Raw genomic sequence first — 15,377 nt, 5'->3', positions numbered from 1 at the left:
TTGAATATTTGTTATTTATTTAGTGGTCAAGGTAGTCAATTTAAAGAAATGGGACAAGACTTATATAAAAGTAATTCTATTTATAAAGAAACAATTGACGAAGCTTCTAAAACATTAGATTTAAACTTAGCAGATCCAGACATTTTTGATAATCCTAATAATACTCAAATTTCCATTTTAACGATGAGTGTAGCAATTTATCGTATTTTAGCTGACAAATTGGACAAACCCGTTGCGATGATGGGATTGAGTTTAGGTGAGTATAGTGCTTTAGTTGCTGCTAAAGCACTATCTTTTCAATCAGGACTAAAACTAGTACATGATCGCTCACATTACATGGATGAAGCTGGAAAGCAAAATCCAGGTTCTATGGCAGCTGTATTGGGTGTTAGTCCTGATTTTGTTAAAGATGTTTGTGATTCAATTGATGACGTTTATCCAGCTAATTACAACACCAAAAAACAAACCGTAATTGGTGGAACTAAGGAAGGCGTTAAAAAGGCGATGACTGAATTAAAGGAAAAAGGAGCTAAACGTGTTATCCCACTAAAAGTAGCCGTTTCTTCTCATACTCCTTTAATGCAACCAGCGTCTGATCAATTAGCTAAGCGTTTAGAATCGGTTGAATTTAGTGAACCAGAGGTTGATGTAATTAGTAATACAACTGTTAAACCATTCAACACTGAGACTATTAAAGAAACATTAGCAAACCAATTAATCAATCCAACTCACTTTATGCAAGATGTTGCATCTATTGAAGACAAAAATATCGATGCATTTATTGAAATTGGTCCTGGTAATACACTAAGCAAACTTGCTAAAAAGACATTAAAAGCTGACACTTATAACGTTGAAAGTGTTGATACCTTAAATGACTTATTAGATAAGCTAGGAGAATAATCATGGAAAAAACTGAAAAGAGAGTTATTTTAATTACCGGTGCAACTAAGGGATTAGGATTAGCTGATGCTATTCGTTTATCCAAGGATGAAAACAACATTGTGATTATTAACTCACATCGTGAACTAAGTGACGATGAAAATGAAGCATTACAAGCTAACTTTGATAATGAAGTTAAAGTTTTAACTGGTGACGTTGCATCTGAAGAAGATGCTAAAACTATGATTGATAGTATTGTTGATGAATATGGCAAGATTGATGTTTTAGTTAATAATGCTGGAGTAACTCAAGATACATTATTAACTAGAATGAAAGCTGATTCATTTAAACAAGTCCTGAATACTAACTTATTTGGTGCTTTCAATATGACCAAATTTGCAATGAAGAAAATGCAAAGAGCTCGTAAGGGAAGTATTATTAATATGTCTAGTATTGCAGGTCTTCATGGAAACCTAGGTCAAGCTAATTATTCATCAACAAAAGCAGGCCTTGTTGGTTTAACTAAGACTACTGCACAAGAAGGATCACTTCGTGGAATTCGTTGTAATGCAGTTGCTCCGGGAATGATCAAGACTGCTATGACTGATAAATTAAGTGAAAAGAATATTAAAGCTTGGAAAAATGAAATTCCAGCAAGACGTTTTGGTAATCCTGACGAAGTTGCTCAAGTTGTTGAATTCCTAATTGATAATGAATACATGAATGGTCAAGTAATCACTGTTGATGGTGGATTAACAATGTAGTTCAAGTTCAGTAAGAATATTCTTAATTAACAGGAGAAGTTTAATAATGGACGAAAAAGATATTGAAAATTTAATGGACAAATTTGATAAGTCCAGTATGAAAGAATTTAAAATTACTGGAGATGATGGTACTGATATTTACTTTAGTAAACTAGAACATGCCCCAGTACAAAATGTTGCTCCAGCGGCTTCATCAAATGCTGTTTCAACTGCAAGTGATGGTGATTCAAAAAGCAAGGTCACTCAAGGTGGTACTTCTAAAATTAAAGCACCATTGGTAGGAATTGTTTATTTTGCACCAAGTCCTGAAAAGCCAGTATATAAAAATGTTGGGGATCACGTTAAAAAGGGCGAAACTGTTTGTGTAATTGAAGCAATGAAAGTTATTAATGAAGTCAAAAGTCCTATCTCAGGAACAATCACTAAGCAAGTAGCTAATGATGGAGATATGGTCGAATATGATCAACCTATTTTTGAAGTTGAGGAGGATTAATCTTGGATTATAATGTGCATGATTTCATTCCTCAACGTTTTCCTTTTCAAATGATTGATAAGATCATCGATGTAAAACCAGGTGAAAGTGCAAAAGCATTAAAATTACTAAATATTAATGAATGGTTTTTTCAGAATCAACCAGCAAATAGCCTAGGTATGCCTAGACCAATTGCTATGGAAATGCTTGCTCAAACTGGTGTTTGTGCATTGTTATCAATGCCAGAATACAAGGGAAAAAATGTTTTCTTTGGTGGAATTAAAGAAGCCTCTTATAAAGATAGTTTTCGTCCTGGTGATCAATTAGAACTAAACGTTGAGATGACTAAACTAAAACGTAATATTGGTGAAGGTCAAGGAACTATTGTTAGAAATGGCGAAGTTATTTGTGAAGGTACTTTAATTTTTGCAATGGAATAGAATTTCATAAAGGATGACTAAGATGTTTAAAAAAGTTTTAATTGCTAACCGTGGTGAAATCGCGGTGCAAATTATAAGATCACTTCATGAAATGAACATTAAAGCTGTTGCTGTTTATTCAACTGCTGATAAAGATAGCATGTTTGTTAAGCTGGCTGATGAAGCTATATGTATTGGAGGACCACAACCTAGTGAATCATACTTAAGTATGCCTGCAATCATTGACGCTGCTATTTTAACCGAAAGTGATGCTATTCATCCTGGATATGGTTTTTTATCTGAAAATGCTGAATTTGCTGAATTGTGTGAAAAATGTTCAATTAAATTTATTGGACCTAGTTCAAAAGTTATAAATTTAATGGGTAATAAAGCACATGCAAAAGACGCAATGAAGAATAGTGGTGTGCCTACTATTCCTGGTAGTGATGGTTCAATTGAAACTCTTGATGAAGCATTGAAATTAGCAGATAAGATTGGATACCCAGTAATGCTAAAAGCATCTGCTGGTGGTGGTGGAAAGGGAATCCGTGAATGTGATGACCCGGAACAATTAAAAGCTATTTTTACCACCACTAAACGTGAAGCGAGAATTTCTTATAATGATGATTCGTTATATATGGAAAAAGATTTAAGCGATGCTAAACATATTGAAATGCAAGTTATTGCAGATCAATTTGGTAATGTGGTTTATTTTCCTGAACGTGATTGTTCTTTACAAAGAGAACATCAAAAAATAATTGAAGAAACTCCATGTATGGAAGTTTCTCAAAGTCAACGTGATTATTTGGGTAGTTTAGTTACTAAGGCGACTAAAGAAATTGGTTATGAAAATACTGGAACTTTTGAGTTTTTACTTGATGAAAAAACAAATAAATTTTATTTCATGGAAATGAATACTCGTTTACAAGTTGAACATACAGTTACAGAAGAAGTTTCTGGAGTTCAATTAATAAAAGATCAGATTTTAGTTTCAGCAGGTGAAAAATTACCATTTACCCAAAATGATATTAATGTTGATAGTTATGCAATTGAATGTCGAATTAATGCTGAAAAACCTGAAAATGGTTTTATGCCATCACCAGGTAAATTAAAACGAGTTAATTTTCCATTCGGGACTAAGGGTGTTCGTATTGATTCAGGAGTAGAATCTGGAGATACTATTTCACCTTTCTATGATTCAATGATTGCTAAAATCATTGTACATATGCCTAGTAAAGAAGCAGCAGTCGTAAAAATGAGACGCGTAATTAATGAATTTTCAATTGATGGGGTAAGCACTAATCGTCAATTCTTAAACGATTTATTACTAGATAAGCATTTCAATGACTCAGATTTTAATAATTTGTACATTGAAAAATCATTCTTGAAAGAGTGGTTAAAGAATGTCAAAAAATAAAGAAGACTTACAAGCATTAATGGATCAAATTCCAGATAATTTATTTGTTAAATGTCCAATATGTAAGGAAAATTTTTATAATAAAAAATTAGGTATTTATAAGGTATGCCCTAATTGTGGATTTGGATTTAGACTTGGTGCAGATGAACGAATTAAGTTAACTTGTGATAAATTTAAACCAATTGATGAAGATGTTGTTGCACCTGAACGCTTTTTAAATGATAAAAAATATGCTGGAAAATTAGAAAAGTCCAAAAAAGTTACTAATTTAAATGAAAGTGTTCAAACCGGAATTGCTAAAATTGGTGATCAGGAATTTGGACTAGGTGTAATGGACTGGCGATTTATCATGGGTAGTTTAGGGACTGCCACTGGTGAAAAACTAGCACGTTTGTTTGAAAAATGTACTAAAAAAGGTCTGCCAGTAGTTGTATTTTCCTGTTCTGGTGGAGCTAGAATGCAAGAAGGAATTCATTCATTAATGCAAATGGCTAAAGTTTCTCAAGCAGTTTCTGACCATGCAGCAAAAGGATTGTTATACATATCAGTATTAACTGATCCGACAACTGGTGGAGTGACTGCTAGTTATGCAATGGAAGGGGATATTAATCTTTCAGAACCGCATACATTAATTGGTTTTGCTGGAAGGCGTGTAATTGAAAAAACAATTCAACAACGTCCGCCAAAAGATTTCCAAAGAGCAGAAACTTTATTAAAAAATGGATTTTTAGATGCTATTATAAAGCGTTCTGATATGAAATCAGTATTAGCCAAATTATTGGCCTGGAATTAAGGAGGATATTATGACAAAAGCATATGATCGTGTTCTTGCAGCTAGAAGTGCTGATAAAATTAGTATCCAGAACTTAGTTGCTGGGATTACTGAAGATTTTATGGAGCTACATGGTGATCATGCTTATGGTGATGATCCGGCAGTTTATGCTGGAATTGGAACTATTGGCGGTGAACCAGTTACAATCACTAGTATTCAAAAAGGTAATAATACTGATGAAAACATTAAAAGACATTTTGGATCGGCTGAACCTGACGGATATCGTAAAGCTTTACGTTTAATGAAACAAGCTGAAAAATTTAATCGTCCAATCATTAATTTAATTAATACACCGGGAGCTTATCCAGGTGTAGATGCTGAATATAAAGGGCAAGGATATATGATTGCCCAATCTATTATTCAAGGATTAAAGCTTTCAGTTCCCTATATTAGTGTAATCGTTGGTGAAGGTGGCAGTGGTGGTGCTCTGGCATTAGCTGTTGGTGATACTGTTTGGGCATTTGAAAACAGTGTTTATTCAATCCTTTCACCAGAAGGTTACGCTACCATTTTATGGAAAGACTCTAGCAAAGCTGCTGATGCGGCTGAGCAAATGCAATTAACTCCAAAGGATTTATTATCAAATGAAATTATTGATAAAATTGTCCCTGAAGTAAATGATAGTGAATCAATGCAAAACTTTAAGAATGCATTAATTGATAAAATAAATGAACTTAAGAAATTACCTAAAGAAGAATTATTGGCAAAACGTCATGCACGTTACCGTAAATTCAACTAATGTAATTTTTAAAAAATTGATTTGAATATTAGGAGGACAAATCTAATGTCAAACTTATTAGATGGAAAGAAAATTGTTATTATGGGTGTTGCTAACAAGCGTAGTATTGCTTGGGGTTGTGCTCAATCATTAATGGATAATGGTGCAGAAGTCATTTTGACTTATCAAAATGATCGTTTAAAGCGTCAATTAGATAGAATCGTTCCCGAAGGAACTACTATGATTCAATGTGATGTTTCAGAAGATGAAAACGTTGAAAAAACATTTGAAGAAATTCATGAAAAATTCGGTAATATTGATGGTGTTATCCATGCAATTGCCTATGCTGACAAAAAGACCCTTGAAGGTGGCGTAATTGATGTTGAAAAAGATGGATACAATTTAGCACAAGATGTTAGTGCATATTCATTTATTTCAGTATCACGTTATGCAAGTAGAATTATGAATCCATCAGGTAGTATTGCTACTTTAACTTATATGGGATCAACTCGTGCAATTCCTTCATATAACATGATGGGAGTTGCTAAAGCAGCCCTAGAAGCAAATGTTAGATATATTGCTACTGATTTAGGACCAAAGAAGATTCGTGTAAATGCTATTTCAGCTGGTGCTCTTAAGACTCTTGCTGTTACTGGTATTAAAAATCACGGTGACTTATTAAAAGAATCAGAAGCTAGAACTGTTGATGGTGAATCAGTGAATACATTACAAGTTGGTAATGTTGCTACATTCTTAATGAGTGATTTATCAACTGGGGTTACTGGTGACTTGATTTATGCTGATAAGGGTGTTCATTTACTTGCCTAAGAAGATGCAAATTTTTACTGATACGATTGATAATCCTAAATATCAAAATATCTTTAAAAAAGCTGATGTAGATTTTACTAAGTATCATAAAAGACAATCAATCGTTGGAAATTGTCTTTTAGCTGATTATATGAATATTAGTATTGAAGATTTAATTAACGGTGACTTTTTTAATTATGGTAAACATGGTAAGCCATATTTAAAATCTAAGGATTTCTATTTTAATATTTCTAATTCCTATAATTTAGTAATTTTAGTTATTAGTGATGAAGATGTGGGCATTGATATAGAAAAAATTCGTCCTTTCTCATACCATAGAATTACTCGTGCTTTTAATGACAATGAGCTTAACTATTTAAGTTCATTGCCGGAAAAAGATGAAGGTAATGAAACTTTGAAATTATGGACAATTAAGGAAGCTACATTAAAGTTGCTTGGAACAGGACTTTCTGGGAAAGCTAAAAGCGTTAATATTGAGACTGAATTTAAAACTGATGCTGATCGATTAGGTCAACAATTTAAATTAACCAATATTGATTTAGGTACTAATTATTTAGGAACTTTAGCTACTTTTAAATAACTATTTGATATTTTTTTAACTTTGTCACACAATTGCTATTATTTTTTAATTATATTATTGGGCATTGTTAAATAAACCATTTTATCATTCTTTTAAAAATGGTTATTCATTGTTAAACTAGTTATTGTTATTAAATTTTAGAAATTTAGTTAATTATTTTGAAAGATATAAAATAATTATTAAGGAGAACTTATTGTGAGTGTTTTAAATACAACTGAAATTATGGATCTAATTCCAAATAGATTTCCAATTTTATATATTGATAAAGTTGATGAATTAGTTCCTGGTGAAAAAATTGTTGCTACTAAAAATGTAACAATCAATGAAAATTATTTCCAAGGCCATTTTCCTGGTAATCCAGTTATGCCTGGTGTTTTAATTATTGAATCAATGGCACAAGTTGCATCAATTTTGATTCTAAAAAGTGAAAAATATAAAGACAAAACTGCTTACTTAGGTGAAATTAAGAAAGCTAAATTCAGAAAAATTGTTCGTCCAGGTGACGTTATTCGTTTTGAAGTTACCATGGGTAAACAAAAGAGTAATATGGGAATGGTTGATTGTACTGCATATGTTGGTGACAAGAAAGCTTGCCAAGCAGAATTAACTTTCATCGTTCCAAACGAAAAGCGTAAATAGGAGGGAATTCTTATGAAACATCGTGTAGCTATTACTGGTATTGGTGCCGTAAGTCCGATGGGTAATGATGCAAAAAGTTTCTTAGACAGTGTTTTTGCATCTAAAACTGGAATTGCACCAATCACTCATTTTGATTCATCAAACACTGGTGTAACTTTAGCTGCTGAAGTTAAAGATTTTGATCCATTGCAACGCTTAGACAAAAAAGTTTCTAAACGTATGGATGACTTTTCACGTTATGCTGTATATTCAGCGATGGAAGCCATGGAACAAGCTGGTTTGAAAAAAGGTGAATATGATCCTAAAGAACTAGGTGTTATCTATGGTTCAGGAATTGGTGGTTTAACCACTATTCAACAACAAGCTATTAAAATGAGTAAAAAGGGTCCAGGTCGTGTTTCACCATTCTTTGTCCCTAACTCAATTATTAATATGGCCGCTGGTAACATTTCTATTAACTTAGATGCTAGAAACACTAGTCAAGCTATTGTTACTGCTTGTGCTTCTGGTACTAATGCTATTGGTGATGCATTTGAACGCATTCAATATGGTAAAGCTAAAATGATGATTACTGGTGGTTCTGAAGCATCAGTTAATGAACTTGGTATTTCAGGTTTCGCTGCTTTATCTGCTTTATCTACTGCTGAAAAAGTAGAAGATGGTTCAATGCCATTTGATAAGGATAGAAATGGCTTTGTAATGGGCGAAGGTGCTGGTACTTTAGTATTAGAGGATTTAGATCATGCCAAAGCTCGTGGTGCTAATATCTTAGGTGAAATTGTTGGTTATGGTACTAATAGTGATGCTTATCATTTAACTGCTCCTAGACCTGATGGTTCAGGTGCTATGGATGCAATGAAATTAGCACTTGAAGATGCTGGCATTTCAACTAAAGACGTTGATTATGTAAATGCCCACGGTACTAGTACACATGCTAATGATTCTGCTGAATCAAAAGCCATCGCATCTGTATTTTCAGATAATGATCACATTAAGGTAAGTAGTACTAAAGGTATGACTGGTCATGCTCTTGGTGCTGCTGGTTCTCTTGAAGCTGTTATTATGGTTGGTGCTTTACAACGTCAACAAATGCCAGCTAATGTTGGTCTAAAGAATAAAGACCCTGAAGTTGAAGTTGACTTAGTAAATGAAGATAACAAGAAAGCTCCAGTTAACTATGAAATCAGTAATTCATTTGGTTTCGGTGGTCATAATGCCGTGCTTGCATTTAAGAAATATGAAGATGACTAAAAATTACTAAAATAAAAAAACTCCTATTTGTTTGGGAGTTTTTTATTTTGTTTTAAGTTTCTGATATATAATATTCATTGAAAATTAAAATTTATCTATTAGGAGATATTATAATGGCAATTTTAGTACCGGGGGGAGCTGGATACATTGGCTCCCATACAGTCGATAGATTGATTGAAAACGATTTTAAGGTAGTCGTTGTTGATAATTTAGCAACTGGACATAAAGCAAGCATTAATAAGAAAGCTCATTTTTATAATGGTGATATTCGTGATACCAATTTTTTAAACGAGGTTTTTGAAAAAGAATCAATCGATGGGGTTATTCATTTTGCCGCTAATTCGATTGTTCCAGAGTCCATGAAAAAGCCAATGAAATATTTTGACAATAATGTTTATGGCATGATTAATTTATTAGAGATTATGAATAAGCATAACGTTAAAAATATTGTCTTTTCATCAACAGCAGCTGTTTACGGAGAACCTAAACAAATTCCAATTAAAGAAAACGATGCTAAAGAACCTACTAATCCTTATGGTGAAAGTAAGTTAATGATGGAAAAAATGATGCATTGGGCTGATGTTGCTTATAATATTAAATTTACGGCATTGCGTTACTTTAATGTTGGTGGTGCTAAGATGGATGGATCAATTGGCGAAGATCATCATCCAGAAACCCACTTAATTCCCATTATTCTACAGGTAGCACAAGGATTACGCGAAAAATTAGAGATTTTTGGAAATGATTATCCTACGACAGATGGGACTAATGTCCGTGACTATGTTCACGTATTAGATTTAGCAGATGCCCACATTTTAGCAATGAAGCGTCTATTAAGTGGTGGTGATTCACAAGTGTTTAATCTTGGCTCATCAACTGGTTTTTCTAATCGTCAAATGCTTGAAACTGCTCGTACAGTGACTGGCAAAGATATTCCAGCTGAAGATGCGCCTAGAAGAGCTGGTGATCCTAGCACATTAGTTGCAGATTCCACTAAAGCCAGAGATGTTCTTGGTTGGACGCCTAAGCATGATAATGTTAAAGATATTATTGCTAGTGCATGGAAATGGGAACAAACTCATCCCAAGGGGTATGAAAATTAAGATTTGATTATAATGTATTCAAGATGATTGCAATCAGTAATTTTTACCTTTATCATATTATTTGATGATTAATAGGGAGGTTGAATTTTATGAACAGATTAGAAGGACTTGAAGAAACAACAACCCTAAATAATGGTGTTAAAATGCCACGTTTGGGACTTGGTGTTTGGAAAACAGATAATACAAGTGCTAAAGAATCAGTTAAAGAAGGTATCATTAAGGGTTACCACTTGATTGATACTGCAAAACAATATGGTAATGAAACTGGTGTTGGTGAAGGAATCAAAGAAGGCCTTGCTGCTACTGGCATGAATCGTAAAGATTTATTTATTACTACTAAACTATTTAATGGTGACCAAGGTTACCAAAGTACTTTAGATGCTGTAAATGGTACTCTAGAACGTTTAGATTTAACTTATATTGATTTATACTTAATCCACTGGCCAGTAGATGGCAAGTACATTGATACTTGGCGCGCAATGGAAAAGTTATATCATGACGGAAAAGTAAGAGCAATCGGTGTTTCTAACTTTGATAATGAAAGATTACAAAATTTGCTAGATAATACTAATATTGTTCCTGCTGTTAACCAAATGGAATTTAACCCAATTAACCAAGAAAAAGGGATTGTTGAATTCAATAATCATGCTGGTATTCAACTTGAAGCATGGTCTCCACTTGGTGGTGGTGAAGCGTTATCAAATCCTGAAATTAAGAAAATTGCTGATAAATACAGTAAATCCGTTGCTCAAGTAATTATTCGTTGGGATTGGCAAAAAGGAATTGTTACCATTCCTAAATCATCACATGAAGAAAGAATTATTCAAAATTCAGATATTTTTGATTTCAAACTATCTGACGATGATATTAAGACGATTGATGCTATCGATAAAGCAAAACGTAGTCTATGGTATGACGACTTTGGTTGGCATAATTCAGAAGGCCAAGTTGTAGATGCCGTTGATAAGTGGGACGATTCTCCTAAGAATTATAAAGATTAATTATATAAAAGATTAGATAAAAGTGTTGTAATTTATGTTACAACACTTTTATTTTTGCATTATAATTATGAATGTATTTAATTTTAAAGTTAGGAGTTTACATATTGAATAATAATAAAACTAGAAGTCATCTTTTAGGATCTATTCTGGCAATTATTGGAGCTTTATTATGGGGGATTCAAGGCCCGGTTTCACAATTCTTATTTCAAGATAATCATTTATCACCTGAATGGTTGATGGGCATTAAAATGGGAATTTCAGGAATTTTTATTTTAATTTTCTCAAAATTTTATCGAAAAGAACATTTAATGCAGTTATGGCAAAGGCCAAAAAATATATTTGTGTTTATTATGTATGCGATTTTTGGACTAGCTGCTGTTCAGTATTTATATTTAGTAACTGTAAATTTGAGCAATGCCGGTACAGCTACGATTTTACAAAGCTTGGGAACAGTATTAATTGTTATCTTTACTGCTATTTTTTATCATAAATTACCTAACAAATTTGAGGTTAGTGCAATTATTGTAGCTTTAATTGGAACTTGGTTATTGGTTACAAGAGGAAATTTAACGCAACTATCGATATCTACACCCGCTTTAACTACAGGATTATTATTAGCTTTAGCAGGTGCAATTCAAACGATGTTGCCTGTTAATTTATTAAAGAAATTTAGTTCTTTAATGGTTGTTGGCTGGGCAATGATAGTAGGTGGATTATTATTTACAATTATTCATCCATTTTGGGTAGAAGTACCTAAATTTACTTTAGGGACATTGCTTGGTGTTTTATTCATTGTGTTTTTTGGTACCATGGCATCATTTCTTTGCTTCATTAATAGTCTAAAATTTATTTCACCCACAGTTGCAGGAATGTTAGATACATTTGAACCCTTATCTGCTACTTTAGGTGCAATCATATTTTTAAACACATCATTTAATGGATATGAAGTTATTGGTGGGATATTAATATTAAGCACAGTATTTATACTAGCGATCGGTTCAAAAAAATGATGAACACCGTGTTGACTTATTGTGTATTTTTATTATAATTGTCTTTGTATTATAAATTTATTATAAGTTAGGAGGTGTGATTGTTTGAAGCGAGATAAACGTACTGTTCATACTAAATCTGCAATTATACATGCATTAGTTAAATTAATTAATAATAAAGGATTTAACAATATTAATGTTACCGATTTAACCAGAGAAGCTAGCATTGGTAGAGGAACATTTTATATCCATTATTTAGATAAATTTGATTTGCTTAATAAAATTGAGGATAAATTACTTAGTGATATTAAAGATGTTTTAAATAATCTAATGCCAGAAGAATTAAAAAGTTTCACTAAATCAGATGAAAGTATTAGTACGCCATCTGATATTGTTATTAAGACTTTAAATTACTTTTATGACAATTCAAAATTATTATCGGCTCTACTAAGTGAAAATGGTGATCCTTACTTATTTGGTCGAATAAAAAGAATATTTAGTGATGTAACAGATGATTCTTTTTCACAATTTGATGGAAAAGTTACACTTACTGATGAAATTCCAAAAGATTATGTGAAAGAAATTATGTTAAATCACTTAATGAACATTGTTGTTTATTGGATTAGTAAGGATTATCCAGAAAGTCCTAATAATTTAGCTAAAATTATTATTGCTTCACAATATATTGCACCGAATGATTTAATCAAAGTCAATAAGAAATAGGAGGTAGAGTAATGCCTAAATTTGTTAAAAAGTATACAGGTAGTCTAATTGCTTGGATTGTTGTAGTAATTCTAAGTATTGTTTTCCTACCTAATATGTCTTCTTTAGTTGCCCAGAAAGGACAAACTAAAATTCCATCAAGTTCTCAAAGTCAAGTTGCTCAAAAGATTCAAGAAAAATGGGGACATGGCATTGGTAATACAATGGATACAGTTATTGTATTTAACAATGGCAACAAGAAGATTGATAATAATTCACAACAAAAAATTAATTATACAATTAATAAATTGCGTGATAATAAAAAGAATTATGGGATTAAAGGTATTACTGCACCATATGATAATGATGCAACTAAAGAACAATTAATCTCTAAAGATAAAACTACGGAACTGGTCCAACTAAATGTTACTAAAGATCGTTCTATTCAAAGTGTGAATGATCAGTTGAAAGATGTTGTTAAAACTGGTGGCATAAATACATATGTAACTGGTGGAGATATCCTAAATGATGATTTTAGAGTATCTACTGAGCAAGGGATTCAAAAAACTGAAGTAATTGCTGCAATCTTTATTTTGATTGTGCTAATTATCGTATTTAGATCACCAATTGTCCCACTAGTTTCATTATTAACAGTAGGGGTTTCATTCATTGTTTCACTAAGTATTGTAATGAATTTAGTTCAATATTATGGATTCCCATTGTCTAACTTTACTAGAGTATTTATGGTGGTTGTACTATTCGGAATTGGTACTGACTACAATATTCTTTTATATAATCAGTTTAAAGAAGAATTGAGTCGGGGTAAGGATAAGGTTACTGCTGCTATTGATGCTAGAAAAGTTGCCGGCAAAACAATCCTTTATTCTGGTTCATCAGTATTGATTGGATTTGCTGTATTAGCATTAGCTAAATTCTCCATTTATCAATCTGCTGTTGGAGTAGCCGTTGGAGTAGCTGTACTACTATTAGTTCTAACTACGTTGAACCCATTCTTTATGTCTGTAATGGGTAAAGGGATGTTCTGGCCATCTAAGAATTTTGATGGCGAAGGTGAAAACAAATTCTGGAGATTCTTATCCAGTAAATCAGTTAAATGGTCAATTCCGGCAATTATTTTGGTATTGATTGCTACTGTTCCATTCATGGCTTCATACCATAATAAATTAAATTACGATAATAGTGTGGAATTGCATGATAATGTTCCTGCTAAAAAAGGATTTCAGGTTGTACAAAAGCACTTTTCCAAAGGAACTGCAGAACCTTCAACTATCTATATTAAAGCTAATAAACGTTTAGATAATGAAAAATCATTAAATGAATTAGATCGTTTAACTACTCAATTGAGTAAACAAGAAGGCATTAAAACTGTTGCTTCAGTCACTCAACCAAGTGGGATGCCAATTGAACAATTATATGTTAATGATCAATTAGACACATTAACTGGTAAGATGAAGACTGCTATATCAGGATTAAATACTATTCAAAAGGGAACTACTAATTCTAACTTTGATACAACACCATTAAGTGACATTGGTAGTTCAGTTAAAAGTATTGCTAGCTCTTTGAATACCATTAATGCTTCATCTGGTCAAAGTAGTAGTATGTCTGGTCAACAAATATTGCAATCATTGCAACAAAAGATGACTGCTGCTAAACAACCACTTAGCGCTCAACAAATGCAAATTGTAGGAGCAACATTACAAGGGATTAATTCTCAACAACAAAACGTAATGGCTGGATTAAAGAGTCAATTACAAGCTATTGCTGCTAATACTCAAAACATTGGTAATAATACTAAGTCTGTTGTAGCTCAATTGAAAGAAACTCAACAAAAGCTAGCTAAAGCTGCTCAGGGAATGAATAAGGTTAACAAAGGTATTGGCTCTGCTAATGATTACTTAAAGACTTTATCTGATTCCAAGGCTTCAGATTCATTTAATATTCCAGAAACTGTGTTGAAGAGTGATACATTCAAAAATTCTGTAAAATCTTACTTATCACAAGATAAGAAAATTGCTAAGATTACTGTTGTTTTAGATAAGGATCCAAGTTCTGAAGCAGCGATGAATGAAATTGATAACTTACAAACTAAAGTTCAAAATAATTTAAGTGGTACTGATTTAGCACACACAACTGTCGCAATCGGTGGCCAAACTGCTTCAACTTCTGATACTAGACATATTGCTAGTTCAGACTTTATTAGAACTGCTGTTATCATGGTAGTTGGAATTATGATTGCTTTACTGATTATTACTAGATCAATTCTTCAACCATTCTACATTCTTGGTACACTATTAATTGCTTATGTAACTTCTCTAAGTATTACTAAGTTAATTAGTTCATCATTATTAGGTCAAAATATGCTAACTTGGAACACACCATTCTTTACATTTGTTATGTTAATTGCTTTGGGTGTTGACTACAGTATTTTCCTAATGATGAAATATAGAGAATTTGGTAATGTTGATAGTACTGCATCTAAGCAAATTATTCATGCATCTGCTGTAATTGGAACAGTTGTAATTTCAGCTGCAATTATTTTAGGTGGTACTTTTGCTGCATTAATGCCATCAGGCGTATTAACATTAATTCAAGTTGCAATTGGTGTTATCGTTGGATTGATTATTCTAGTTATTATTATTCCAATGTTATTACCAAGCTTAATTAAATTAACTTATGATAATAAATCAAAAAAACATGAAGCTAAACATTCAAAATAGTTTTATATAAATGAAAACCTCTACACTGATAGATATCGGTGT

16 protein-coding genes are annotated in these 15,377 nt (G+C 32.4%); all 16 read left to right on the top strand.

All coding sequences use genetic code 11. The features are described 5' to 3' along the window. Window positions 1-900, top strand: coding sequence for an ACP S-malonyltransferase (gene fabD / locus C7N44_RS03540; protein WP_105956521.1), 900 nt, complete (start codon window positions 1-3; stop codon window positions 898-900). A 2-nt stretch (window positions 901-902) separates the two neighbouring features. Beyond that, the gene (fabG, locus tag C7N44_RS03535) at window positions 903-1,643 is read left to right on the top strand and encodes a 3-oxoacyl-ACP reductase FabG (RefSeq protein ID WP_105956520.1); all 741 of its coding nucleotides are present in this window, start codon (window positions 903-905) and stop codon (window positions 1,641-1,643) included. A 46-nt stretch (window positions 1,644-1,689) separates the two neighbouring features. After that, the gene (locus tag C7N44_RS03530; RefSeq protein ID WP_105956519.1) at window positions 1,690-2,136 is read left to right on the top strand and encodes an acetyl-CoA carboxylase biotin carboxyl carrier protein; all 447 of its coding nucleotides are present in this window, start codon (window positions 1,690-1,692) and stop codon (window positions 2,134-2,136) included. A gap of 50 nt (window positions 2,137-2,186) precedes the next feature. After that, window positions 2,187-2,555 (top strand): 3-hydroxyacyl-ACP dehydratase FabZ family protein, encoded by a 369-nt coding sequence (locus tag C7N44_RS03525; protein WP_404799036.1) that lies wholly within the window; start codon window positions 2,187-2,189, stop codon window positions 2,553-2,555. Between the two features lie 22 nt (window positions 2,556-2,577). Further along, window positions 2,578-3,951, top strand: a complete 1,374-nt coding sequence (locus C7N44_RS03520) for an acetyl-CoA carboxylase biotin carboxylase subunit (protein ID WP_105956517.1) — start codon at window positions 2,578-2,580, stop codon at window positions 3,949-3,951. Beyond that, complete coding sequence (locus tag C7N44_RS03515; protein WP_105956516.1) at window positions 3,938-4,744, top strand: acetyl-CoA carboxylase carboxyltransferase subunit beta; 807 nt, start codon at window positions 3,938-3,940, stop codon at window positions 4,742-4,744. Before C7N44_RS03520 ends, C7N44_RS03515 begins: the two co-directional genes overlap by 14 nt. Before the next feature lie 10 nt (window positions 4,745-4,754). Next, window positions 4,755-5,522 carry a carboxyltransferase subunit alpha gene (accA, locus tag C7N44_RS03510; protein ID WP_105956515.1) on the top strand — a complete coding sequence of 256 codons (768 nt, stop codon included), beginning with the start codon at window positions 4,755-4,757 and terminating at the stop codon, window positions 5,520-5,522. Window positions 5,523-5,567: 45 nt separating this feature from the next. Further along, window positions 5,568-6,329, top strand: coding sequence for an enoyl-ACP reductase FabI (gene fabI, locus C7N44_RS03505; RefSeq protein WP_105956514.1), 762 nt, complete (start codon window positions 5,568-5,570; stop codon window positions 6,327-6,329). Continuing rightward, window positions 6,322-6,909, top strand: a complete 588-nt coding sequence (locus C7N44_RS03500; RefSeq protein ID WP_157945026.1) for a 4'-phosphopantetheinyl transferase family protein — start codon at window positions 6,322-6,324, stop codon at window positions 6,907-6,909. Before fabI ends, C7N44_RS03500 begins: the two co-directional genes overlap by 8 nt. A gap of 195 nt (window positions 6,910-7,104) precedes the next feature. Then, on the top strand, window positions 7,105-7,548 hold the full coding sequence (fabZ, locus tag C7N44_RS03495) for a 3-hydroxyacyl-ACP dehydratase FabZ (protein ID WP_105956512.1): 444 nt from the start codon (window positions 7,105-7,107) through the stop codon (window positions 7,546-7,548). Between the two features lie 12 nt (window positions 7,549-7,560). Continuing rightward, window positions 7,561-8,799: a beta-ketoacyl-ACP synthase II gene (gene fabF / locus C7N44_RS03490; RefSeq protein ID WP_105956511.1), complete on the top strand. Its 1,239-nt coding sequence runs from the start codon at window positions 7,561-7,563 to the stop codon at window positions 8,797-8,799. A 113-nt stretch (window positions 8,800-8,912) separates the two neighbouring features. After that, window positions 8,913-9,902, top strand: a complete 990-nt coding sequence (galE, locus tag C7N44_RS03485) for a UDP-glucose 4-epimerase GalE (protein ID WP_105956510.1) — start codon at window positions 8,913-8,915, stop codon at window positions 9,900-9,902. Window positions 9,903-9,991: 89 nt separating this feature from the next. Further along, a complete protein-coding gene (locus tag C7N44_RS03480; RefSeq protein WP_105956509.1) occupies window positions 9,992-10,903 on the top strand; it encodes an aldo/keto reductase in 912 nt (303 codons plus the stop codon). Between the two features lie 104 nt (window positions 10,904-11,007). Continuing rightward, window positions 11,008-11,913 carry a DMT family transporter gene (locus C7N44_RS03475; protein WP_225362932.1) on the top strand — a complete coding sequence of 302 codons (906 nt, stop codon included), beginning with the start codon at window positions 11,008-11,010 and terminating at the stop codon, window positions 11,911-11,913. 84 nt (window positions 11,914-11,997) lie between these two features. After that, window positions 11,998-12,615, top strand: a complete 618-nt coding sequence (locus C7N44_RS03470; RefSeq protein WP_105956507.1) for a TetR/AcrR family transcriptional regulator — start codon at window positions 11,998-12,000, stop codon at window positions 12,613-12,615. Window positions 12,616-12,626: 11 nt separating this feature from the next. Then, complete coding sequence (locus C7N44_RS03465; protein ID WP_105956506.1) at window positions 12,627-15,335, top strand: MMPL family transporter; 2,709 nt, start codon at window positions 12,627-12,629, stop codon at window positions 15,333-15,335. The last annotated feature ends 42 nt before the right edge of the window (window positions 15,336-15,377 follow it).

The organism is Apilactobacillus quenuiae (genome assembly GCF_002994005.1).
GTDB classification, from domain to species: Bacteria; Bacillota; Bacilli; order Lactobacillales; family Lactobacillaceae; genus Apilactobacillus; species Apilactobacillus quenuiae.
This window is presented reverse-complemented; position numbering and strand designations above follow the sequence as displayed.

Bases quoted from the DNA above. Each gene is read 5' to 3' on its own strand.
- fabG (WP_105956520.1), top strand. From the start codon at position 903: ATGGAAAAAACTGAAAAGAGAGTTATTTTAATTACCGGTGCAACTAAG.
- C7N44_RS03515 (WP_105956516.1), top strand. From the start codon at position 3,938: ATGTCAAAAAATAAAGAAGACTTACAAGCATTAATGGATCAAATTCCA.
- C7N44_RS03530 (WP_105956519.1), top strand. From the start codon at position 1,690: ATGGACGAAAAAGATATTGAAAATTTAATGGACAAATTTGATAAGTCC.
- fabF (WP_105956511.1), top strand. From the start codon at position 7,561: ATGAAACATCGTGTAGCTATTACTGGTATTGGTGCCGTAAGTCCGATG.
- galE (WP_105956510.1), top strand. From the start codon at position 8,913: ATGGCAATTTTAGTACCGGGGGGAGCTGGATACATTGGCTCCCATACA.
- fabI (WP_105956514.1), top strand. From the start codon at position 5,568: ATGTCAAACTTATTAGATGGAAAGAAAATTGTTATTATGGGTGTTGCT.
- accA (WP_105956515.1), top strand. From the start codon at position 4,755: ATGACAAAAGCATATGATCGTGTTCTTGCAGCTAGAAGTGCTGATAAA.
- C7N44_RS03520 (WP_105956517.1), top strand. From the start codon at position 2,578: ATGTTTAAAAAAGTTTTAATTGCTAACCGTGGTGAAATCGCGGTGCAA.
- C7N44_RS03480 (WP_105956509.1), top strand. From the start codon at position 9,992: ATGAACAGATTAGAAGGACTTGAAGAAACAACAACCCTAAATAATGGT.
- C7N44_RS03465 (WP_105956506.1), top strand. From the start codon at position 12,627: ATGCCTAAATTTGTTAAAAAGTATACAGGTAGTCTAATTGCTTGGATT.
- C7N44_RS03525 (WP_404799036.1), top strand. From the start codon at position 2,187: ATGATTGATAAGATCATCGATGTAAAACCAGGTGAAAGTGCAAAAGCA.